The organism is Massilia frigida, from assembly GCF_011682175.1.
Lineage (GTDB): Bacteria > Pseudomonadota > Gammaproteobacteria > Burkholderiales > Burkholderiaceae_D > Telluria_A > Telluria_A frigida.
Genome location: NZ_WHJG01000033.1, coordinates 55,734 through 72,724 on the forward strand (window position 1 = coordinate 55,734; position 16,991 = coordinate 72,724).

At 63.4% G+C, this 16,991-nt stretch carries 15 protein-coding genes and 1 pseudogene; 8 read left to right on the forward strand and 8 right to left on the reverse strand.

Translation table 11 applies throughout. The features are described from left to right. The first annotated feature begins 174 nt into the window (after nucleotides 1–174). From F2P44_RS25285 to F2P44_RS25300, 4 genes and pseudogenes are all read left to right on the forward strand, one after another. Nucleotides 175–678 (forward strand): dihydrofolate reductase, encoded by a 504-nt coding sequence (locus F2P44_RS25285; RefSeq protein WP_167090530.1) that lies wholly within the window; start codon nucleotides 175–177, stop codon nucleotides 676–678. 5 nt (nucleotides 679–683) lie between these two features. Further along, nucleotides 684–1,297, forward strand: a pseudogene (locus tag F2P44_RS36215) (DUF4337 domain-containing protein). 202 nt (nucleotides 1,298–1,499) lie between these two features. Beyond that, on the forward strand, nucleotides 1,500–3,752 hold the full coding sequence (locus F2P44_RS25295; RefSeq protein WP_167090532.1) for an arginine/lysine/ornithine decarboxylase: 2,253 nt from the start codon (nucleotides 1,500–1,502) through the stop codon (nucleotides 3,750–3,752). A gap of 207 nt (nucleotides 3,753–3,959) precedes the next feature. Further along, a complete protein-coding gene (locus F2P44_RS25300; protein ID WP_167090534.1) occupies nucleotides 3,960–5,240 on the forward strand; it encodes a ComEC/Rec2 family competence protein in 1,281 nt (426 codons plus the stop codon). A 13-nt stretch (nucleotides 5,241–5,253) separates the two neighbouring features. On the opposite strand, the gene dcd is transcribed toward F2P44_RS25300, so the two are convergent. From dcd to F2P44_RS25315, 3 genes are all read right to left on the reverse strand, one after another. Continuing rightward, complete coding sequence (gene dcd, locus F2P44_RS25305; protein WP_054267910.1) at nucleotides 5,254–5,823, reverse strand: dCTP deaminase; 570 nt, start codon at nucleotides 5,821–5,823, stop codon at nucleotides 5,254–5,256. A gap of 27 nt (nucleotides 5,824–5,850) precedes the next feature. Then, complete coding sequence (locus F2P44_RS25310; RefSeq protein ID WP_167090536.1) at nucleotides 5,851–8,442, reverse strand: sensor domain-containing diguanylate cyclase; 2,592 nt, start codon at nucleotides 8,440–8,442, stop codon at nucleotides 5,851–5,853. 346 nt (nucleotides 8,443–8,788) lie between these two features. Continuing rightward, on the reverse strand, nucleotides 8,789–9,817 hold the full coding sequence (locus F2P44_RS25315) for an SDR family oxidoreductase (protein ID WP_167090538.1): 1,029 nt from the start codon (nucleotides 9,815–9,817) through the stop codon (nucleotides 8,789–8,791). A gap of 109 nt (nucleotides 9,818–9,926) precedes the next feature. Here F2P44_RS25315 and F2P44_RS25320 point away from each other — a divergent pair, with 109 nt between their 5' ends. Then, complete coding sequence (locus F2P44_RS25320) at nucleotides 9,927–10,592, forward strand: TetR/AcrR family transcriptional regulator (protein WP_167090540.1); 666 nt, start codon at nucleotides 9,927–9,929, stop codon at nucleotides 10,590–10,592. A 58-nt stretch (nucleotides 10,593–10,650) separates the two neighbouring features. Here the strand turns inward: F2P44_RS25320 and F2P44_RS25325 are convergent, their stop codons facing one another. The 4 genes from F2P44_RS25325 to F2P44_RS25340 are packed head-to-tail and all read right to left on the reverse strand — an operon-like array spanning nucleotide 10,651 to nucleotide 13,442. Beyond that, entirely contained in the window at nucleotides 10,651–11,460 is an 810-nt protein-coding gene (locus F2P44_RS25325) for an alpha/beta fold hydrolase (protein WP_167090542.1), read from the reverse strand. Between the two features lie 40 nt (nucleotides 11,461–11,500). Next, nucleotides 11,501–12,361 (reverse strand): dioxygenase family protein, encoded by an 861-nt coding sequence (locus tag F2P44_RS25330; protein WP_167090544.1) that lies wholly within the window; start codon nucleotides 12,359–12,361, stop codon nucleotides 11,501–11,503. Nucleotides 12,362–12,383: 22 nt separating this feature from the next. Continuing rightward, complete coding sequence (locus tag F2P44_RS25335) at nucleotides 12,384–12,968, reverse strand: hypothetical protein (protein WP_167090546.1); 585 nt, start codon at nucleotides 12,966–12,968, stop codon at nucleotides 12,384–12,386. An 18-nt stretch (nucleotides 12,969–12,986) separates the two neighbouring features. Further along, nucleotides 12,987–13,442, reverse strand: a complete 456-nt coding sequence (locus F2P44_RS25340; protein ID WP_167090548.1) for a Spy/CpxP family protein refolding chaperone — start codon at nucleotides 13,440–13,442, stop codon at nucleotides 12,987–12,989. Nucleotides 13,443–13,580: 138 nt separating this feature from the next. Here F2P44_RS25340 and F2P44_RS25345 point away from each other — a divergent pair, with 138 nt between their 5' ends. Then, nucleotides 13,581–14,267, forward strand: coding sequence for a response regulator transcription factor (locus tag F2P44_RS25345; RefSeq protein ID WP_167090550.1), 687 nt, complete (start codon nucleotides 13,581–13,583; stop codon nucleotides 14,265–14,267). A 1-nt stretch (nucleotide 14,268) separates the two neighbouring features. After that, nucleotides 14,269–15,774, forward strand: coding sequence for an ATP-binding protein (locus F2P44_RS25350; protein WP_167090552.1), 1,506 nt, complete (start codon nucleotides 14,269–14,271; stop codon nucleotides 15,772–15,774). Here the strand turns inward: F2P44_RS25350 and F2P44_RS25355 are convergent. Further along, the gene (locus F2P44_RS25355; protein WP_167090554.1) at nucleotides 15,725–16,111 is read right to left on the reverse strand and encodes a phosphopantetheine adenylyltransferase; all 387 of its coding nucleotides are present in this window, start codon (nucleotides 16,109–16,111) and stop codon (nucleotides 15,725–15,727) included. The two genes, F2P44_RS25350 and F2P44_RS25355, sit on opposite strands and share 50 nt — an antisense overlap. 31 nt (nucleotides 16,112–16,142) lie before the next feature. Between F2P44_RS25355 and F2P44_RS36665 the strand changes: the two genes are divergently transcribed. Continuing rightward, on the forward strand, nucleotides 16,143–16,970 hold the full coding sequence (locus F2P44_RS36665; protein ID WP_167090556.1) for a helix-turn-helix domain-containing protein: 828 nt from the start codon (nucleotides 16,143–16,145) through the stop codon (nucleotides 16,968–16,970). The last annotated feature ends 21 nt before the right edge of the window (nucleotides 16,971–16,991 follow it).

The window sequence follows — 16,991 nt, forward strand, 5'->3', positions numbered from 1 at the left end:
TTTGTAATTAATGCTTTACAACAAAACAAGGTGTGAGAGTTTGTGACTTTTCAATTTGAAACATCGGGGCGAAGCAACGGCTCAACAGGGCATTCGACAGATCAAAATCTCGCGAAGTCGCCGATTTGCATGATAATGAGCACCTTCTGATTTGTTTGGAAACACCGAGGCCTTATGACAACACTCTCACTCATTGTTGCGATGGACGCCGCGCGCGGCATCGGCATCGACAACACCCTGCCCTGGCGCCTGCCGGAAGACCTGGCGCACTTCAAGCGCCTGACCACGGGCCACCCGATCATCATGGGCCGCAAGACCTTCGAGTCGATCGGCCGCCCGCTGCCGAACCGGCGCAATATCGTCATTACCAGCAATCCGGACTGGTTCCATGAGGGCGTGGAACGGGCAGCTTCGGTGCCGCAGGCGCTGGCGCTGGTGCAAGGCGGCGATGGCGCTGGCGACGCTTCGGCCTTCGTCATCGGCGGGGCCCAGGTGTATGCGCAGACGCTGGACCTGGCGCAGCAGGTGATCGTCACCGAGATCGCGCACAGCTTCGCCTGCGATGCCTTTTTCCCACCGCTCGACCCGGCCGCATGGACCGAGACCGCGCGCGAACCACACCATTCGGCCAGCAATGGCTTCGATTACGCCTTCGTCACTTATAGTAAAGCGAGTTAATTCCCATGTCAGGACACGGTTTTCACGTACACGGACCGCACGACCACGCGCTCGAACACGCCGCCCACGGCAGCGACACCTTCTCCAACAATATCGCGGTGATGACGGCGGTGCTGGCCACGGTCGGCGCCATGTTCGGCTACCAGGGCGGCGCCACCCAGAACGATGCGGCGCTGTTCAAGAATAACGCCGCGATCGAAAAGACCAAGGCCGCCAACAGCTGGAACTACTACCAGGCCAAGCGAACAAGCAGAACCTGGCCGAACTGGCGATGGTGCTGCCCGGCGTCGACCCGGAAAAATACAAGGCCGACGTGGCGCGCTACAAGCTTGAAAAAGACGACATCCGCAAGGATGCCGAAGCGCTCGACGCCAAGGCCGACGAGTGGAATCATAAGTCCGACGCCAAGATGCACCAGCATCACCAGTGGGCGCTGGCCACCACGGCCGAACAGATCGCCATTTCGCTGGCGGCGATCACCCTGCTGACGCGTAAATAATGGCTGATGATCGGCGCCTACGCGGTCGCCGCGGTCGGCATTTTGCTCGGCGTGTTCGCCTGGCTGCACGTCGATCCGATCGGTGCGCTGATGGGCGCCGGCGCGGCCGCGGCCCACTAAAAAGACGGCGTTTGGCGCGCGCGCCGCACGCGCGCCCCTGTTGTGCGACACTACGGTCCGCTTGTAGTTAATCTAGCAAAAGTTTTTCACCGGATTGCCGCCATTTCTGCGAAAATCCGCTTCTTCTTTTTTTGACCGGTGCCGTGAGCGGCGTCCCGCACAGGCGTGGACATCCTCACGGCGCTTCGCTTTGGAGCTGTCCATGAAATTTCGTTTCCCAATCGTCATCATCGACGAGGATTTTCGTTCCGAGAACACTTCCGGCCTCGGCATCCGCGCGCTCGCCGAGGCGATGGAAAAAGAGGGCATGGAGGTACTCGGCGTCACCAGCTACGGCGACCTGTCGCAGTTCGCGCAGCAGCAGTCGCGCGCGTCGGCCTTCGTGCTGTCGATCGATGACGAGGAATTCGGCTCCGGCTCGATCGAAGACACCGATTCGGCCCTGATCGCGCTGCGCGCGTTCGTCAAGGAGATCCGCCACAAGAACTCGGACATCCCGATCTACATCTACGGCGAAACGCGCACCTCGCGCCACATCCCGAACGATATCCTGCGCGAGCTGCACGGCTTCATCCACATGTTCGAGGACACGCCCGAATTCGTGGCGCGCCACATCATCCGCGAAGCCAAGTCCTACCTGGACGGCCTGGCGCCGCCGTTTTTCCGCGCGCTGGTCAACTACGCCAACGACGGTTCGTACTCCTGGCACTGCCCCGGCCACTCGGGCGGCGTGGCCTTCCTGAAGTCGCCGATCGGCCAGATGTTCCACCAGTTCTTCGGCGAGAACATGCTGCGCGCCGACGTCTGCAACGCCGTCGAAGAACTCGGCCAGCTGCTCGACCACACCGGCCCGGTCGCCAAGTCGGAACGCAACGCGGCGCGCATCTTCAATGCCGACCACTGCTACTTCGTCACCAACGGCACCTCGACCTCGAACAAGATGGTGTGGCACTCCACGGTCGCCCCCGGCGACATCGTCGTGGTGGACCGTAACTGCCACAAGTCGATCCTGCACTCGATCATCATGTGCGGCGCGATTCCCGTGTTCCTGATGCCGACCCGGAACCACCTCGGCATCATCGGCCCGATCCCGCTCGAAGAATTCACGCCCGAATCGATCGCCCGCAAGATCGAAGCCAATCCGTTCGCGCGCGAAGCCGTCAACAAGAAGCCGCGCATCCTGACCATCACCCAGTCGACCTACGACGGCGTGGTGTACAACGTCGAGACCCTGCGCGAAATGTTGGACGGCAAGATCGACACCCTGCACTTCGACGAAGCGTGGCTGCCGCACGCGACCTTCCACGACTTCTACAAGAACATGCACGCGATCGGCAAGGACCGTCCGCGCGCCAAGGAGTCGATGATCTTCTCGACCCAGTCGACCCACAAATTGCTGGCCGGCCTGTCGCAGGCCTCGCAAGTGCTGGTGCGCGAATCGGAAACGGTCAAGCTGGACCAGGATGCCTTCAACGAGGCTTACCTGATGCACACCTCGACCTCGCCGCAGTATTCGATCATCGCCTCGTGCGACGTGGCCGCGGCCATGATGGAAGCGCCGGGCGGCACCGCGCTGGTCGAGGAGTCCATTTTCGAAGCGCTCGACTTCCGCCGCGCCATGAAGAAGGTCGACGCCGAATTCGGCAACGACTGGTGGTTCCAGGTGTGGGGCCCGGACACCTTCTCGGAAGAAGGCATCGGCACCCAGGACGACTGGATGATCCGCGCCGAGGACGACTGGCACGGTTTCGGCAACCTGGCCCCGGGCTTCAACATGCTCGACCCGATCAAGGCCACCGTGGTCACCCCGGGCCTGACGCTCGACGGCGTGTTCGGCGATTCCGGCATTCCGGCGTCGATCGTCACCAAGTACCTGGCCGAACACGGCGTGATCATCGAGAAGTGCGGGCTGTACTCGTTCTTCATCATGTTCACCATCGGGATCACCAAGGGCCGCTGGAATACGCTGGTCACGGCGCTGCAGCAGTTCAAGGACGACTACGACAAGAACCAGCCGATGTGGCGCATCCTGCCGGAGTTCGCGGCGGCCAACCCGCGCTACGAAGCGATGGGCCTGCGCGACCTGTGCCAGCAGATCCACGACTTCTACAAGACTTACGACGTGGCGCGCCTGACCACCGAGATGTACCTGTCCGACATGATCCCGGCGATGAAGCCGTCCGACGCCTTTGCCAAGATGGCGCACCGCGAGATCGAGCGCGTGGCCATCGAGGAGCTGGAAGGCCGCATCACGGCGATCTTGCTGACGCCTTACCCGCCGGGCATTCCGCTGCTGATCCCGGGCGAGCGCTTCAACAAGACCATCGTCGACTACCTGCGCTTCGCGCGCGACTTCAACGAGCGCTTCCCCGGCTTCGAGACCGACGTGCACGGCCTGGTCAAGCGCGAAGTCGATGGCAAGCGCGGTTATTTCGTCGATTGCGTGCGCCAGTAATCACCAATCCATGCAGCACGCATGAAAGGAACCTTCGGGTTCCTTTTTTTTGGGGACGCGCGGCCGCCCGCGTGACAATTGAGGAGTATTCGATGGGACGCGCCGTGGCAAGCTGGCAGCCATCGCAAGTCCATCCATGGGAGAGTTTTCATGCACGAGATACTCGTCAGGCGCGTCCAGCACCCGGTCGGCCAGGGCGGCTTTCATATGGCGGACATGCGGGTGGCGAACAAGCCATTCCGCTACATCTACGATTGCGGATCGGGCAATCCGGGCACGATCGGCATCTTGCTGAAGGGTCTGCGGCGATCCACCGGCGAAAAAGCATTCGACTGGCTCGTCATTTCAAGTTTCGACATGGACCACTGCAACGGCGTGGCGCTGCTACTCGCCGACGGCTATACATTCAAGCGCGTGTTCCTGCCGCACAGCCTGGACAACAAGCTGCTGGTCTGGCTGCTGTGCTGCTACGTGCTGGATGGGCGCAGCCTTGCGGAGATCAGAGATGCCCTCACATCGCTGTGGGTACTCCGTACGCTGTCCGAACAATTCGACCGCGATGGCGACGGTCCGGACGATCTGCTCGAACGGATCGATCCGGATCCGGCGAAACCGAACGCGCCCAACGTCACCTACCATGTCAAGGGCGCGGACTGGATGTTTCGTTTCTACTCGCGCGAGACGAACCATGCGGACCTTGTCAAGACCCTGTTCGCCAAGGTCGAATTTGCGGAGCTCAAGAAGGTCATGGAACGCGCTGCGAAAACGGTCAGCGGAAAGGCCGCCAATCCTCGCGTTACTGAAAAGATCCTGACCGCACTGTTTGATGCGCTCGACAATCCGCCCAAGCCGGCACAGGCATGCAATGGCGCCGCACCAAGCGGGCCGTCGGTCAAAAAGCTGCTGGGGAAAGCCTATCAAAACCTGACCGAGGACGACGCCCGCGTATTTGGCGACTATAACGAGGTCTCGCTTTGCCTGTACTCCGGCCCGTGCACCTCGGGCCAGAGCGCCGACAGCCGCTTCAGCGTGGAGCGCAACGTGGGATACCATTTCGACTATGACGCCCGGGATTGGACCCGTCGCGTCGGTTGGCTGGGGCTGGGCGATATCGGCTTTCGCAATCGGGCCTCGCTCGACGAGCTGGCGCTGTACTACCGTGCGGAGCTTGCGCTGTCGTGTACGAAAATGGTGCCGCATCACGGCGCGCAGAGTAACTACGGCAAGCATCTCGCCATGCTGCAGCCATTCTTTGCGCTCGATGCGGCGCGAACGCTCTGGATCGCCGCCGCCTACCCACTCACGCGCTACCGTCACCCGGCCGGCGTGGTGGTCCTGGAATCGGCGATGAATGGCACCTTCGTGATGGTCTCGGACGACCCCGGATCGCGCATTGAAGAAACCATCCGCTCGATCCCGGCGCTGGCATTAAGCGGGTCCGGCGTCCGCTACCTGATCCATCTCTTGCGCAAGGCCGGCTATCGATAGCCGGCTGCGGCAATCAGGCCTTGGGAAGCGTGACCCCGACCTGCCCCTGATATTTGCCGCCACGGTCCTTGTACGACACTTCGCACACTTCGTCCGATTCGAAGAACAGCACCTGGGCCACGCCTTCGTTGGCATAGATCTTTGCCGGCAGCGGCGTGGTGTTGGAAAACTCCAGCGTGACAAAACCTTCCCATTCCGGCTCGAACGGGGTGACGTTGACGATAATGCCGCAGCGGGCGTAGGTCGATTTACCGAGGCAGATGGTCAGCACATTGCGCGGAATACGGAAGTACTCCACGGTGCGCGCCAGCGCGAACGAATTGGGCGGAATGATGCAAAAGCCCTTGCCCGAGACATCGACGAAATTGTTTTCGTCAAAATTCTTCGGGTCGACGATGGTGGTATTGATGTTGGTGAACAGCTTGAATTCATCGGCGCAGCGGATGTCGTAACCGTAGCTCGACGTGCCGTATGAAACGATGCGCTGGCCATCGCGTTCCTTGACCTGGCCCGGCTCGAAAGGCTCGATCATGCCCGTTTCCGCGGCCATTTTGCGGATCCATTTGTCGGATTTAATGCTCATGCGTGTGATTCCAAAATAGAGAATAGGTCAATAGAGCGCCGTTTCAATGGCGCTCTCTCCGCCACCTGGGCAGCGCTCGCTTCGGAGCCGACCGGCGCGAGGCTTGCCGATCCGGTGCGGCGAAAAAAGAAATTCCCGCGATTTTACGCGAAAAGCCTTTGCCGGCGGCGATTGGCGGCCTGTTTTTGCCCTGGCGTCCGCCGTTTCCGCCCGCCCTGCCGGGACGGCACGCCGCCAAAGTGAGCCGCCTCCTGCCTGCCAATGAGCCGATCGGCGCGGCATCGCCTTCATGCGGGGGGGGCCGCCGGCGCCGGCGCGTCCGGATGGCGGCCCGCTCGCAGCTAGCCGGAAGCAATTCCTGCCCGCACGCTTGGCATCGTACATCGCCTGGTCGGCCGCCCTGAGCAGCAGGTCCGGTGTCATGCCGGCTTCAAAATAGGCGACACCGATACTGCTGCTCACTTGCAGCAGGATGGCTCCGACATCGAAAAGCGGCACCATCGCCTCGACCAGTTTGTGCGCGAGAACCGCGCCATCTTTCTCCCCGGTCATCCCTTCGACGATCAGGACGAATTCGTCGCCACCGAGCCGCGCCATGAAATCGGACTCGCGCAGCATCGCGCGGACGCGCTGGGCATACATGCGAATCACCTGGTCTCCCACGTCGTGCCCGTAGGTATCGTTGATCTGCTTGAAGCGGTCGATGTCGAAGTACATCAGCGCCAGGCCATTGCGGCGCTGCGCCCGCTTGACCGCCTCCTCCAGCTGGCTCTGGAAGTATCCCCGGTTCGGCAGTCCGGTCAGACTGTCGAAGTTCGCGCGCCGGAACAGCTCCTGCTCCATGTATTTGCGCGCTGTAATGTCCTCGGTGACAGCAAGAACGCCGACCACCTTCCCTTGGTCATCTTTCAAGGGAATTTTGCTGGTTTCGATCCAGCATTCCGTGCCATCCGAGCGGACGTCGGTGGCCTGCATGCGCATGCGTGCCACCCCTGAGCGCATCACCTCGCGGTCGACCTGATGGAAATGCGCCGCCTGATCGCGCCAGCGCAAGTCCGCATCTGTCTTGCCGAGCAACTGATCGATGCTTTGCAGGCCGGCCACCTCCAGCAATGAGCGGTTACCTCCCTGATATTGACTGTCGATGTTTTTCCAGAAGACGTTTTGCGGAATATTGTCTAGTATGAGCTGCAACATTTGCCTGGATTCGTAGAGCGCCATCTCGGCTTGTTTGCGGTCGGTGATGTTTTCGGCGAACACCAGCACATGGCTGAGCTTATCGGCCACATTCATCGGTATCATGACGATCGAGAGGTCCGAGCTGCGCCCGTTGGCGGCAGTGATTTGGGTGGTGTAAGCAACAGCGTGCCCGGCAAGGACTTCGTCGAAATGCCGCGCCGCCGCGTCGCGCTGCCCGGCTGCGATAAACCTGTCGTCCGTGGTGCCGATCAGCGCTTCGCCGCTCACCCCGAGTTCCTTGGCCATCTGCTGGTTGACCTGGATGAATCGGCGCTGAGGGTCCAGTGCATAGACTGCGAACGGATGGTGGGCGAAAAAACCGCCAAACCGTTCCCTGAAGTCGACAATCGCGCGCTTGCGTGACAGATAGCGCGGCCAGGCCGCCGTGGCATAGCCCGCGATCAAGGCAAGCAAGAGTCCGATAGCGAACACCTGCGCTCCCGCGCGCCTGGACTTGGGTCCCAGGTCGGCCTGTTTCGCATAAAAATAGACCAGCCAAGTGCGGTAGGCGAACTGCACTTCGGCGCGGTGCGCCAGCAGTTGGTCCGATTTCGCCTCCAGGGCGTGGGGCCGCTGGTCGCCGTCGAATACAATATTGTTGGCTGCAACGCTATCCTGGAACACTTCGAGGTCGAAGTACCGGGCCAGGTGCCCATCGTCGAAGTTCAGAAACAAGTGGTTCACATACAGCGCTGAAAATACGAAGCCGGTCAGATTGTCGCGCTGTGCCGTGGCAGTGCCGGCGCCTGGCCGGGATGCCCGTACCGGAGCGAATATCAGCACCACGGGACGCTTGCTCGCATCGCGCAGCGCCATGTGGAGCCGGGTGGCGACCGGTTCATCGCGAGCCTCGGCCTCCCGCATCGCGGCGCGGCGCTCGGGAACCGCCGAAAAATCGAAGCCGCGCAGCCGGCCGGCACGGGCCGGGTCGCCGCCATGCTGGCCATACAGCAGAGGAAAGTAGGCATCGACACCAGCGCGCCGATTCAGGATGCGGTAGCGCGGAAAGAGCAGGCTCGCCTCGGCCTCGAAGCGATCGGCCTGTGCGGCAGGCACCTTGGGCAGGTAGCCGAACGAACTGATCCCCTCCAACTTTTCGAACATCCGGCTGGCGTTGATATAGTGGTCGAATTCTGCGGGCTGGACATCGTTAGAGGCGCTGAAAAAGGCCGCCAGCGCCCGGCTTGCGCTCACGTACAGGTCGAGCCGGTGCCGCAACAGCGAGGCATAGTTCTTTGCAACTTCCTGCAATTCGCTGAGCTGTTCCGCTTCACTGCGTTGCGCGCGGTCCACGTAGGCATAAGCGGAGAGCGCCAGGCCGATCACGAACACACCAGCCGGCAGCCCGTGGCGGCCGAGTGTTTTTTTAATGCGTTCCAAGTGCGAAGCCATTCTTTCCCCTGCCAGTTTGCTGGCGAATCCGGCGCGAGGGACCGCGCCCGCCCTTGCCGGGCAATACGGCTTGAGGGCGATGATGTCCTGATCTTAGCAGCCTCCTTTTTTCATCGCGGCAATGCACAAGGAATATTCCCGACAGGGTCAGCACAAATACAACACGTTCAGCTTGCATCGGTGCGCGATGGCGGCCAGGAACGCCGGGAAGCACTTACCGCATTCAAACTGGCCAGACTGGGAAGACGGCCAGGCCGGCCATCGAGATGAAGTGTCAACCGGCGGACATCATGGCCAGAATGGCATCACGGCCGTCGCGCGGGAAGCGTGCGCGTCAAAACCAGCCATGGCTGCGATACCAGGCGATGGTATCCGTCACGGTTTGTTCAAGCGGCCTGAACTTCAGTGCGAGTTCGCGCTCGCTCTTGGCGTGATTGAAGTGGCTACGTCCGGCTTCCTTGACCATCAAGCGCACTGTGGCCAGACCGAGCAGAATGGGCCTGCCGCTGATGCGCGCGTAGAGTTCCTGCGCCGCCGCCAGGACGTACAAGAGGGGTAAAGGCAGATCGCGCATGGGTGTCTTGACGCCGGCGATCTTGCCCAACAAGGGCACCAGTTGCCGCATTGTCATGTGGCGGCCCGCCGCCAGGTAACGTTCTCCGCGTTGCCCGTGCAGCGCCGCCGCGATATGTGCCTGCGCCACGTCGCGCGCGTCGACCACGGAAAAACTGCCTGGCACCAGCCCCGGCAATTTACCAAGAACCACGTCGTTGACAAATTGTCCCGACGAGGTGGGACCGATGTCGGCCGGTCCCCACATCCACCCGGGCAGAACCAGACTGGCGTGCATGTCCGGGTGGCCTGCCAGAAAGTGCAGCACGGCTTGATCGGCCAATATCTTGCTGCGGTAATAGTCGTCTGCATCCTCCAGCTCGCGCAGGCAGGATTCGTCGATGGGTGCGCCTGGTTCGCCATTGAGCACGGCAATCGATGAGGTCTGCACAAAACGCCGGATGCCGGCGCCGTAAGCCTGTTCGATGAGCGACCGGGTCCCATCGACATTGATGCGCTTGAGTTCCTTCCAGTGGCTGCCGCCCTTGTAGTTGTCGCGGAAGAAGGCTGCCGTATGAAACACGACATCGCATCCTCGCAGCTGATCGGCGAAGGCGGACACGTCCGCCATGTCGCCCAACACCAGCTCGACGCCTTCCAGTCCCCCGAATTGTTGCTGGCCCTTGTACAGCGAGCGAACCAGCGCCTTGACGGCAAAGCCGCGCCCGATCAGCTCGCGCACGAGGTTGTTGCCGAGGAGGCCAGTCGCGCCGGTGACGAACGCGGTCTTCAGTTGCGGGTCTATTTTCATATCAGATGAATTTCAAAGTTCGATTGATATTTAGTTTGCCGGAGCCACCCCAGGGGTGTCAAGGAATATCTCAGCCCCTATCCAGAGTTCGTGTGATATCTTAATGGGCATGAGTCAAACCACACCACGAAAACGCCTGTCCCGCGAGGAAAGCCAGGCCCAGACACGCGCGCGTCTGATCGACACCGCGCAGCAGCTATTTGTCACGAACGGCTATGGAGGCACGTCGATCCGCGATATTGCGGATTGGGCGGGGTATTCGCAGGGGGCCTTCTACTCGAACTTTGCCAGCAAGGAGGAGGTTCTTTTGGAGTTGCTGCGGGGGCATATGGAGGCCGAAGCCGCGCAACTATCCAACGCCGTCGACAGCGGCGGACGGACGCCGGAACAGATATTGGGCGGGCTGGAGTCCTGGGCCGCCACGCTCAACAACGATGCCGACTGGTGCACGCTGTCGATCGAACTGCAGCTGCATGCCAATCGTAGCCCGACCTTCGCGCTCGAGTACCAGACGGTGTGGGATGCGCACCGGGCTGGGCTGGGCCGCGTGGTCGGCAAGTTATTCGCCACACTCGGACGCACGCCGCCGGCCGAACCGGAGGAGCTCGCGGCGGCCTTCATTGCGCTGACATATGGCCTGGCGCTGCAAAGAGTAGCGGGGCGGCCCGATCCGTCAGGACGCTTGATCCTGGTGTTTCTGCGCGGACTGATCGCCAGCGCCGGCTTGCTGGATACGGCGCCTGGCGCTGATCCGCAGCCGGCGTTGCCGGCATAGGCCGAAGGGATCAACCGGGACAGGCTCTGAGCGCGGCGTTGGCCGCGCCGGGGAATCGCTAAACCTGGCGCTGCGGGAGCAGCCTGGCGATCATCTCGCGCGTCAGGCGCCCCGCCAGCTCGGGCGACTCCATCGGAAACAGATGCCCGCCGCCGGGGATTTCGACGAAATTATCGCCCACCAGCTTGCGCGTGGCGTCCAGGCCGGCCTGGCGCAGCTCCACCGATTCGGTGCCGGCGATGAAGCCGATCGGCACCGGGTAAGCCTTGTCCATCACGCTGCCCAGGTGGTGCGGCAAGCCGCGGTAAATATCGGTTTCCACGTCGCGCGAGAAGCGCAGCTGTACCCCGTCCGGATGCGGTTCGAGGCCATGTTCCAGATAATCGTGCAGCACGCCGGGCGCCCAGGCCGCGAACACCGGCTTGGAGACAAAGTGGTCGTAGGCCGCCTGCACGCTGGGCCACACCGTGCGGCGTCGGCGCGACAGGCGGGCCGGCGACAGATAGTCGCTCCAGCTCTGGTTCACTTTCACCAGCCGCCAGAGCATGGCGCGCCAGCCCGCCACCACGGGCGAATCGAGCATGACCACGCAGCGCACCAGGTCCGGGCGCTCCTTGGCCGCCATCATGCTCAGCATCCCGCCCAGCGAATGACCGACCAGGATCGCTGGCGTGCCGTAGCTCTCCAGCGTGGCGACCAGGTGCTCGACCAGCTTGGGCCAGCCATCGCTGACCGGATAGTCCGGATCGTGGCCGTACATGTCGACCGCGCGGATGTCGTAGTCCGGGCGCAGCTGGTCGAAGAACTTGCGGTAGCTACCGGCCGGGAAGCTGTTGCCGTGTGAAAAATGCAGGATCGGTGTCGTCATTTTTCGATTGTAAGACGATTCCGGGGCCGCTTATGCAGGATTAGAGGGAAACCCCTACTGTCAGCGTGGCGACGTAGCCCAGGCTCGCGCTGCCGCTCACGCTGGCGATTTGCAGCGCGCTGCCGTCGCTAAATACGTTGTCGGTGGCGTAGCTGATGTTGGCCAGGTTGCGCACGCTGGCGCTGTAGCCGGTGGCGGCGTAGGTGTCGGCCAGCATCGAAGTGGGAAAGCCGAACTGCGAAGTCTTGATGCGGTTGGCCGCGCTGGTGCTCCTGGCCAGGCTTGGATAGACCTCGAAGTGCACGTGCGGCATGCGGCCCGCGTAGCAGCCCGGGAAGATCGTGGTGAAGGTGACCATGCCGCTGGCGTCGGCTTCCTGCACGCCGCGCAGGTAGTTTTCGACGGTGACGCCGCTGGTGTACATCGAATAGCGCCCTTCGCGGTCGCAGTGCCACAGGTAGACGGTGGCCCCGGCCAGCGAGGCGCAGCTCGATTTCACTTTCACCATCTGCAGCTTGATCGTCAGCGGCACGCCGGCGGCGACACCGCTGGCGCCGGCGATGCTGGCGCGGATATCGGGCCGCACGATGCCGGCCAGGATCAGCGCATTGGCCACGCCACCGACGCTGCTGTTGGTGCCGTCGCCGGGGTACGGGCCGCCCGTCTCTTCCGGGATCACGGCGCAGGAAGCGCTGCTGCCGGTGGCGGGCGTGGTACCGGTATCGGCGGCCGGGGTGGTGCTCACGCTGCCGCCCGAATCGCCTCCGCCGCCGCATCCAGCCAGCGGCAATGCCGCCGCCGATGCGAACATCCAGCGCAGCGATCGGCGCCGGCTGATGGTCATATCCAGCATGGTTTGCATGTCCTGGGCCAGGCTGTGGTCGTGGTCGTGATGTTCCATGGTATTGTCCTTGTGTGCCGAATCAGGCGGTGGTGTTAATCAGGTTGCCGGCGGGTCGCGTGGCATCGAGTTTGGTGGCCAGCGTTTGCAGGAAGTGGCCCAGCCTGGAGGACGCGTCCGCGCTGTCCAGGCCAAAGGCGCCGAGCAGTTTGCCGAACGAGGATTCCAGCCTGGCGGTGCTGCCGGTGGTGTCGCTGTCGTCGGTGTCGGTCTCGCTGCCGGCCTGTTTGGTCAGGCTGCCGGCCAGCGACGCCAGGTCGGACTGCATGCCCCCTCCTCCGCCCCCGGGCGGTGGTCCGCCGCCACCGGGAAGCGGCCCTTGCGGACCTTTGCCGCCCTTGCCGCCGGCCGACTGCAGCGATTCCATCAATTCATTCAAGAAGTCGCCCAGCGCGCTGGCCGGATCGGCGCTCGCGCTGCTGTCGGCCGCATCGGCATCGGCCACGCCGATCTCCTGCAAGGCGCTGGCGATGGCGCTGACAAAGGCCTTGCCGTCGGGCGGGGCAGCGGCCGCCGGCTTGGCTGCGGCGCCGGCGGGCACGCTGCGGTACTGGCTGGCCTGGGTCGTGGCGGTCGGGCTGAATGCCCCAATGGCGCTGGTGGACATGGTGTTCTCTTGGGAAGATCAGGGACGTGGGTGGTGGCGCGGACGATTGTCGGCGGACTGCTTGCGCTGCTCCGGCGTGAGCACGGCGCGCACCTGGGCGTCGGTGCGGGCGTCGAGCAAGGCCAGTGCGGCCAGCGCATTGCCGGCGGCCTGCGCCAGGGAGCTCGCCCTGGCGTCGTCGAACTGCTCCGCATTACCGAGGGCGCGCAGGGCCTCTTGCGAATTATGCAAGGTGCGGGTGTGCTCGCGGCGCTTCGGTTCCTGCGCATGCATGATGGCGAAGACCTTGTCTTCCTGGGCATCCGTGAGGTCGACCCCGTGTCCGAACGCCGGACCGCGATCGTGCGGGCCGTGCGCGCCCATGTCCGGCCTCGGTCCCGGCGGCGGCATGCCGCCCTCCCCCGGCGCGGCAACGGCGCCAAGGCAGGCGCTGCTTAACAAGATGGCGAGTACGCGTTGTTGTATGTTTTTCATGGCGGTTCCTGTCAGTGCGTTACGAAGGATTCCATTGTGCGAGGGCGAGATGTAAAGCGGTGTTAGGGACATGTAAAAGCGCGTAAAGGCACCGGCCCGGCGCCCAACCAGGGTGGTCCGATTTGCTATGATGGATGCATGAATCAAGTGCTACTCATCGATGACGACGTTGAACTGGTCGGCATGTTCCGCGAATATCTGGAGCAGGAAGGATTTCGCGTCAGCTGCGCGCATGACGGCGAGGCCGGCGCGCGCGAGGCGCTGTCCGGACGCAGCGCCATCGCGGTGCTCGACGTGATGATGCCGCATATGAATGGCCTGGAAACGCTGCGCCGCATCCGCGCGCACAGTCAACTGCCGGTCCTCATGCTGACCGGCCGCGGCGACGATACCGACCGCATTCTCGGGCTGGAACTGGGCGCGGACGACTACGTGACCAAGCCCTGCACCCCGCGCGAGCTGACCGCCCGCATCCGCGCCATCCTGCGCCGCACCAACGCGCCGCGCGGCGATGGCGAAGGGATCACCATCAGCGTCGGCAAGCTGTCGATGCAGCCGGCGCAGCGCCGCGCCAGCTGGGATGGCGCGGCGCTCGAACTGACCAGCACCGAATTCAACCTGCTCGAAGTCCTGGCGCGCAACGCGGGCCGGCCGGTCAGCAAGAACGACCTGTCGGAACAGGGCCTGGGCCGGCCGATGGCGCGCTTCGACCGCAATATCGACGTCCACCTGAGCAGCCTGCGGCACAAGCTGGGCACCCTGGCCGACGGCCGCTCCTGCCTGCAAACCGTGTACCGCCTCGGTTACCAGCTCATTCGCGACTAGCATGGGCCGCCTGTTCTGGAAGTTCTTCTTGTCGATCCTGCTGGCGCAGCTGGCGGCCACCGTCGGCATCGGCACCGTGTTCTGGCTGCGCGACCAGGCGCGCGCGCAGGCGGCCATCGACACGCCGCGCGCGACCGGCATCGATACCGCGCCATCGGCCGAATTCATGATCGACAGCGCGGCCGCCACGCTCAAATTCGGCGGCAGCGCGGCGCTGCGCGAACTGGTGGGTGGCAGCACGCGCCACAGCATGTTTGTCATCGACGCGAACGGCCACGAAATGCTGGGCCGGACCGTCACGCCCGCATTGCGCGCCCAGGCCGAAGGCATGCTGGCGCACCCGGCACGCCACAATGTGGTGCGTACCCTGACCGCGCCGGACGGAGCGCGCTTCCTGGTGTTCGTGCGCTGGCTCGATCAGCGCGGTCCGGGCAGCGGGCCGCCTGACGGCCGCCGGGTTCCGCCGGACGGTTTCGGCGCCGGCCCGCGTCCTGGAGGGCCGGGCGACCAAGGCGGACCGCCACCGAACCGCCACCTGCTGCCCTACATTACGATGACCGGTGCGACGCTGGCCAGCCTGCTGTTCGCAGCCCTGCTGGCGTGGTATTTTTCGCGCCCGATCCGGGCCTTGCGCGGCGCGTTCGAGGCGGCAGCCGGCGGCGACCTGTCGCCCCGCTTTGCGGAAGTCACGGGCGTGCGCGGCGACGAGTTGAACGACCTGGGACGCGATTTCGACCGCATGAGCGCCCAGTTGCGCACACTGATGGATGGCCAGCGCCGCCTGCTGCACGATGTCTCGCACGAACTGCGCTCGCCGCTGGCGCGCTTGCAGGCGGCCATCGGCCTGGCGCACCAGCAGCCCGACAAGATCGCCGCCTCGCTCGAACGCATCGAGCGCGAGAGCGTGCGGATGGATAAGCTGGTCGGCGAGCTGCTGACCTTATCGCGCCTGGAAGTGTCGACCGCGCTGCCGCGCTACGAAGATATTTCGTTCATGGACCTGCTCGACGACATCGTGGCCGACGCGCGCTTCGAGGCCGAGCAGTGCGGCCGCCGCATCGTGCTGTCCGGGCAGGCGATCATGACCGTGCGCGGCGCGCCGGACCTGCTGTGGAGCGCGATCGAGAACGTCATCCGCAACGCCATCAAGCACAGTAGCGAAGGTGGCCTGATCGAGATCGGCATCGGTGCCGACGCCGACCGCCTGCACTTATCGGTGTGCGACCGCGGGCCGGGCGTGGCGCAGCAAGACCTGACGTCGATCTTCCAGCCCTTCTTCCGCTCGCATGCGGCCAGCAACAACGTCGATGGCCATGGACTGGGGCTGGCGATTGCGCAGCGCGTGATCGACGCCCATCGCGGCACGATCAGGGCCAGCAACCGCGAAGGCGGGGGGCTGCGCGTCGATATCGTGCTGCCGCTGCTCGATGAATTCAGAGAAATCGACAGGTCAGATGTCACGCCGTTGAAAAACGGCTCGGCCAATAGTCGGCGGCGAGCGCCGTGAGCAGGCATGCGGTTGCGGCCAGATCGGCGATCATCACGCGCCCTAGCGACAAATTATAGTTACCTACCGACCACGCAACCACCAGGAACGATGTTACGCTCACCAGCCCGGCAACAAAGGCGAGCGGCCGATATGCCGGAATGAGCGCAGCCGCAATCAGGAGCAAACCGAACACGCCGAACATGACGGCTCGGTGTTGCATCAGGATGAGCAAGTTCGGCTCGTCGATACGCACTCCGTAAAGCTGGGCGAGATGCGATCCGCCAAGCACGCCCGTCACAGGGATGAGGTGAATGAGCGCGGCGATGATCAGCATGGCGGGGATAAGCCGTTGCATTGTATTTTCCTTGATCGGTGGAGTAGTCGACGTGAACGATTCTAACGACGGCCCGCGCGCGGCGCTTTCAAAAACAAGCTGCCCGCAGCAGTCGCGTCCTTTGCTGGTGAGCTGGAACGCGCGTGCGCTGTACCTGGGGCCGGCATTGCATCTCGCGGCGCACCGAAACGCCGTAGCGGTATTGGCAATCGGACTGGACGGGCCCCTGGGCGTGGCACTCGATCCGGCCAACCCCGCTCTCGGCTTATTGAACTGTAGAACCGCGCTGATTGAACCTAACCAATTGCACCTGCTGGCAATGCAAGGGGAACAATACGCCTTCCTGTATGTCGATGCGTTAAGCAAGGACTTGATGTCGCTACGCGGACGCTGCCGTCGGCGGGTCGGGATGGTTGGCTTCGACCTCGACAACGAAGATGCGCTCATCGCTTTGTTGGCCGGCATGGATCGCAGCGCCGACGGCTGGGATGCCACGCGCGACCTGCTAGCCGCCCTGCTATCCCTGTATCCCGCCGGCTCGGATGGCCGTATCCGGCAAGCAGCGGGCATGTTGCTGGCGTCGCCAGCCGATGAGACGGACGCGGCGGGACATGCACGGAAGGCGGGTCTGTCTTCTTCCCGGTTCCAGCATCTGTTCAAGGAGCAGACCGGTGTGTCGTTTCGTCGCTTTCGATTGTGGGCCAGGCTTCAGGCAACCATGTCGCACGTGCTGGACGCAAGGACACTCACGCAAGCGGCACACGAAGCGGGCTTTTCCAGCTCGGCTCACCTTAGCTCGGCGTTTAAAGCCATGTTCGGGCTTCCGCTGACAACACTGCTAGCAGGCAACATTCTATTCGTGCGCTCCCGCCAGGAATGATCCACGTCAGCCATCCGGATT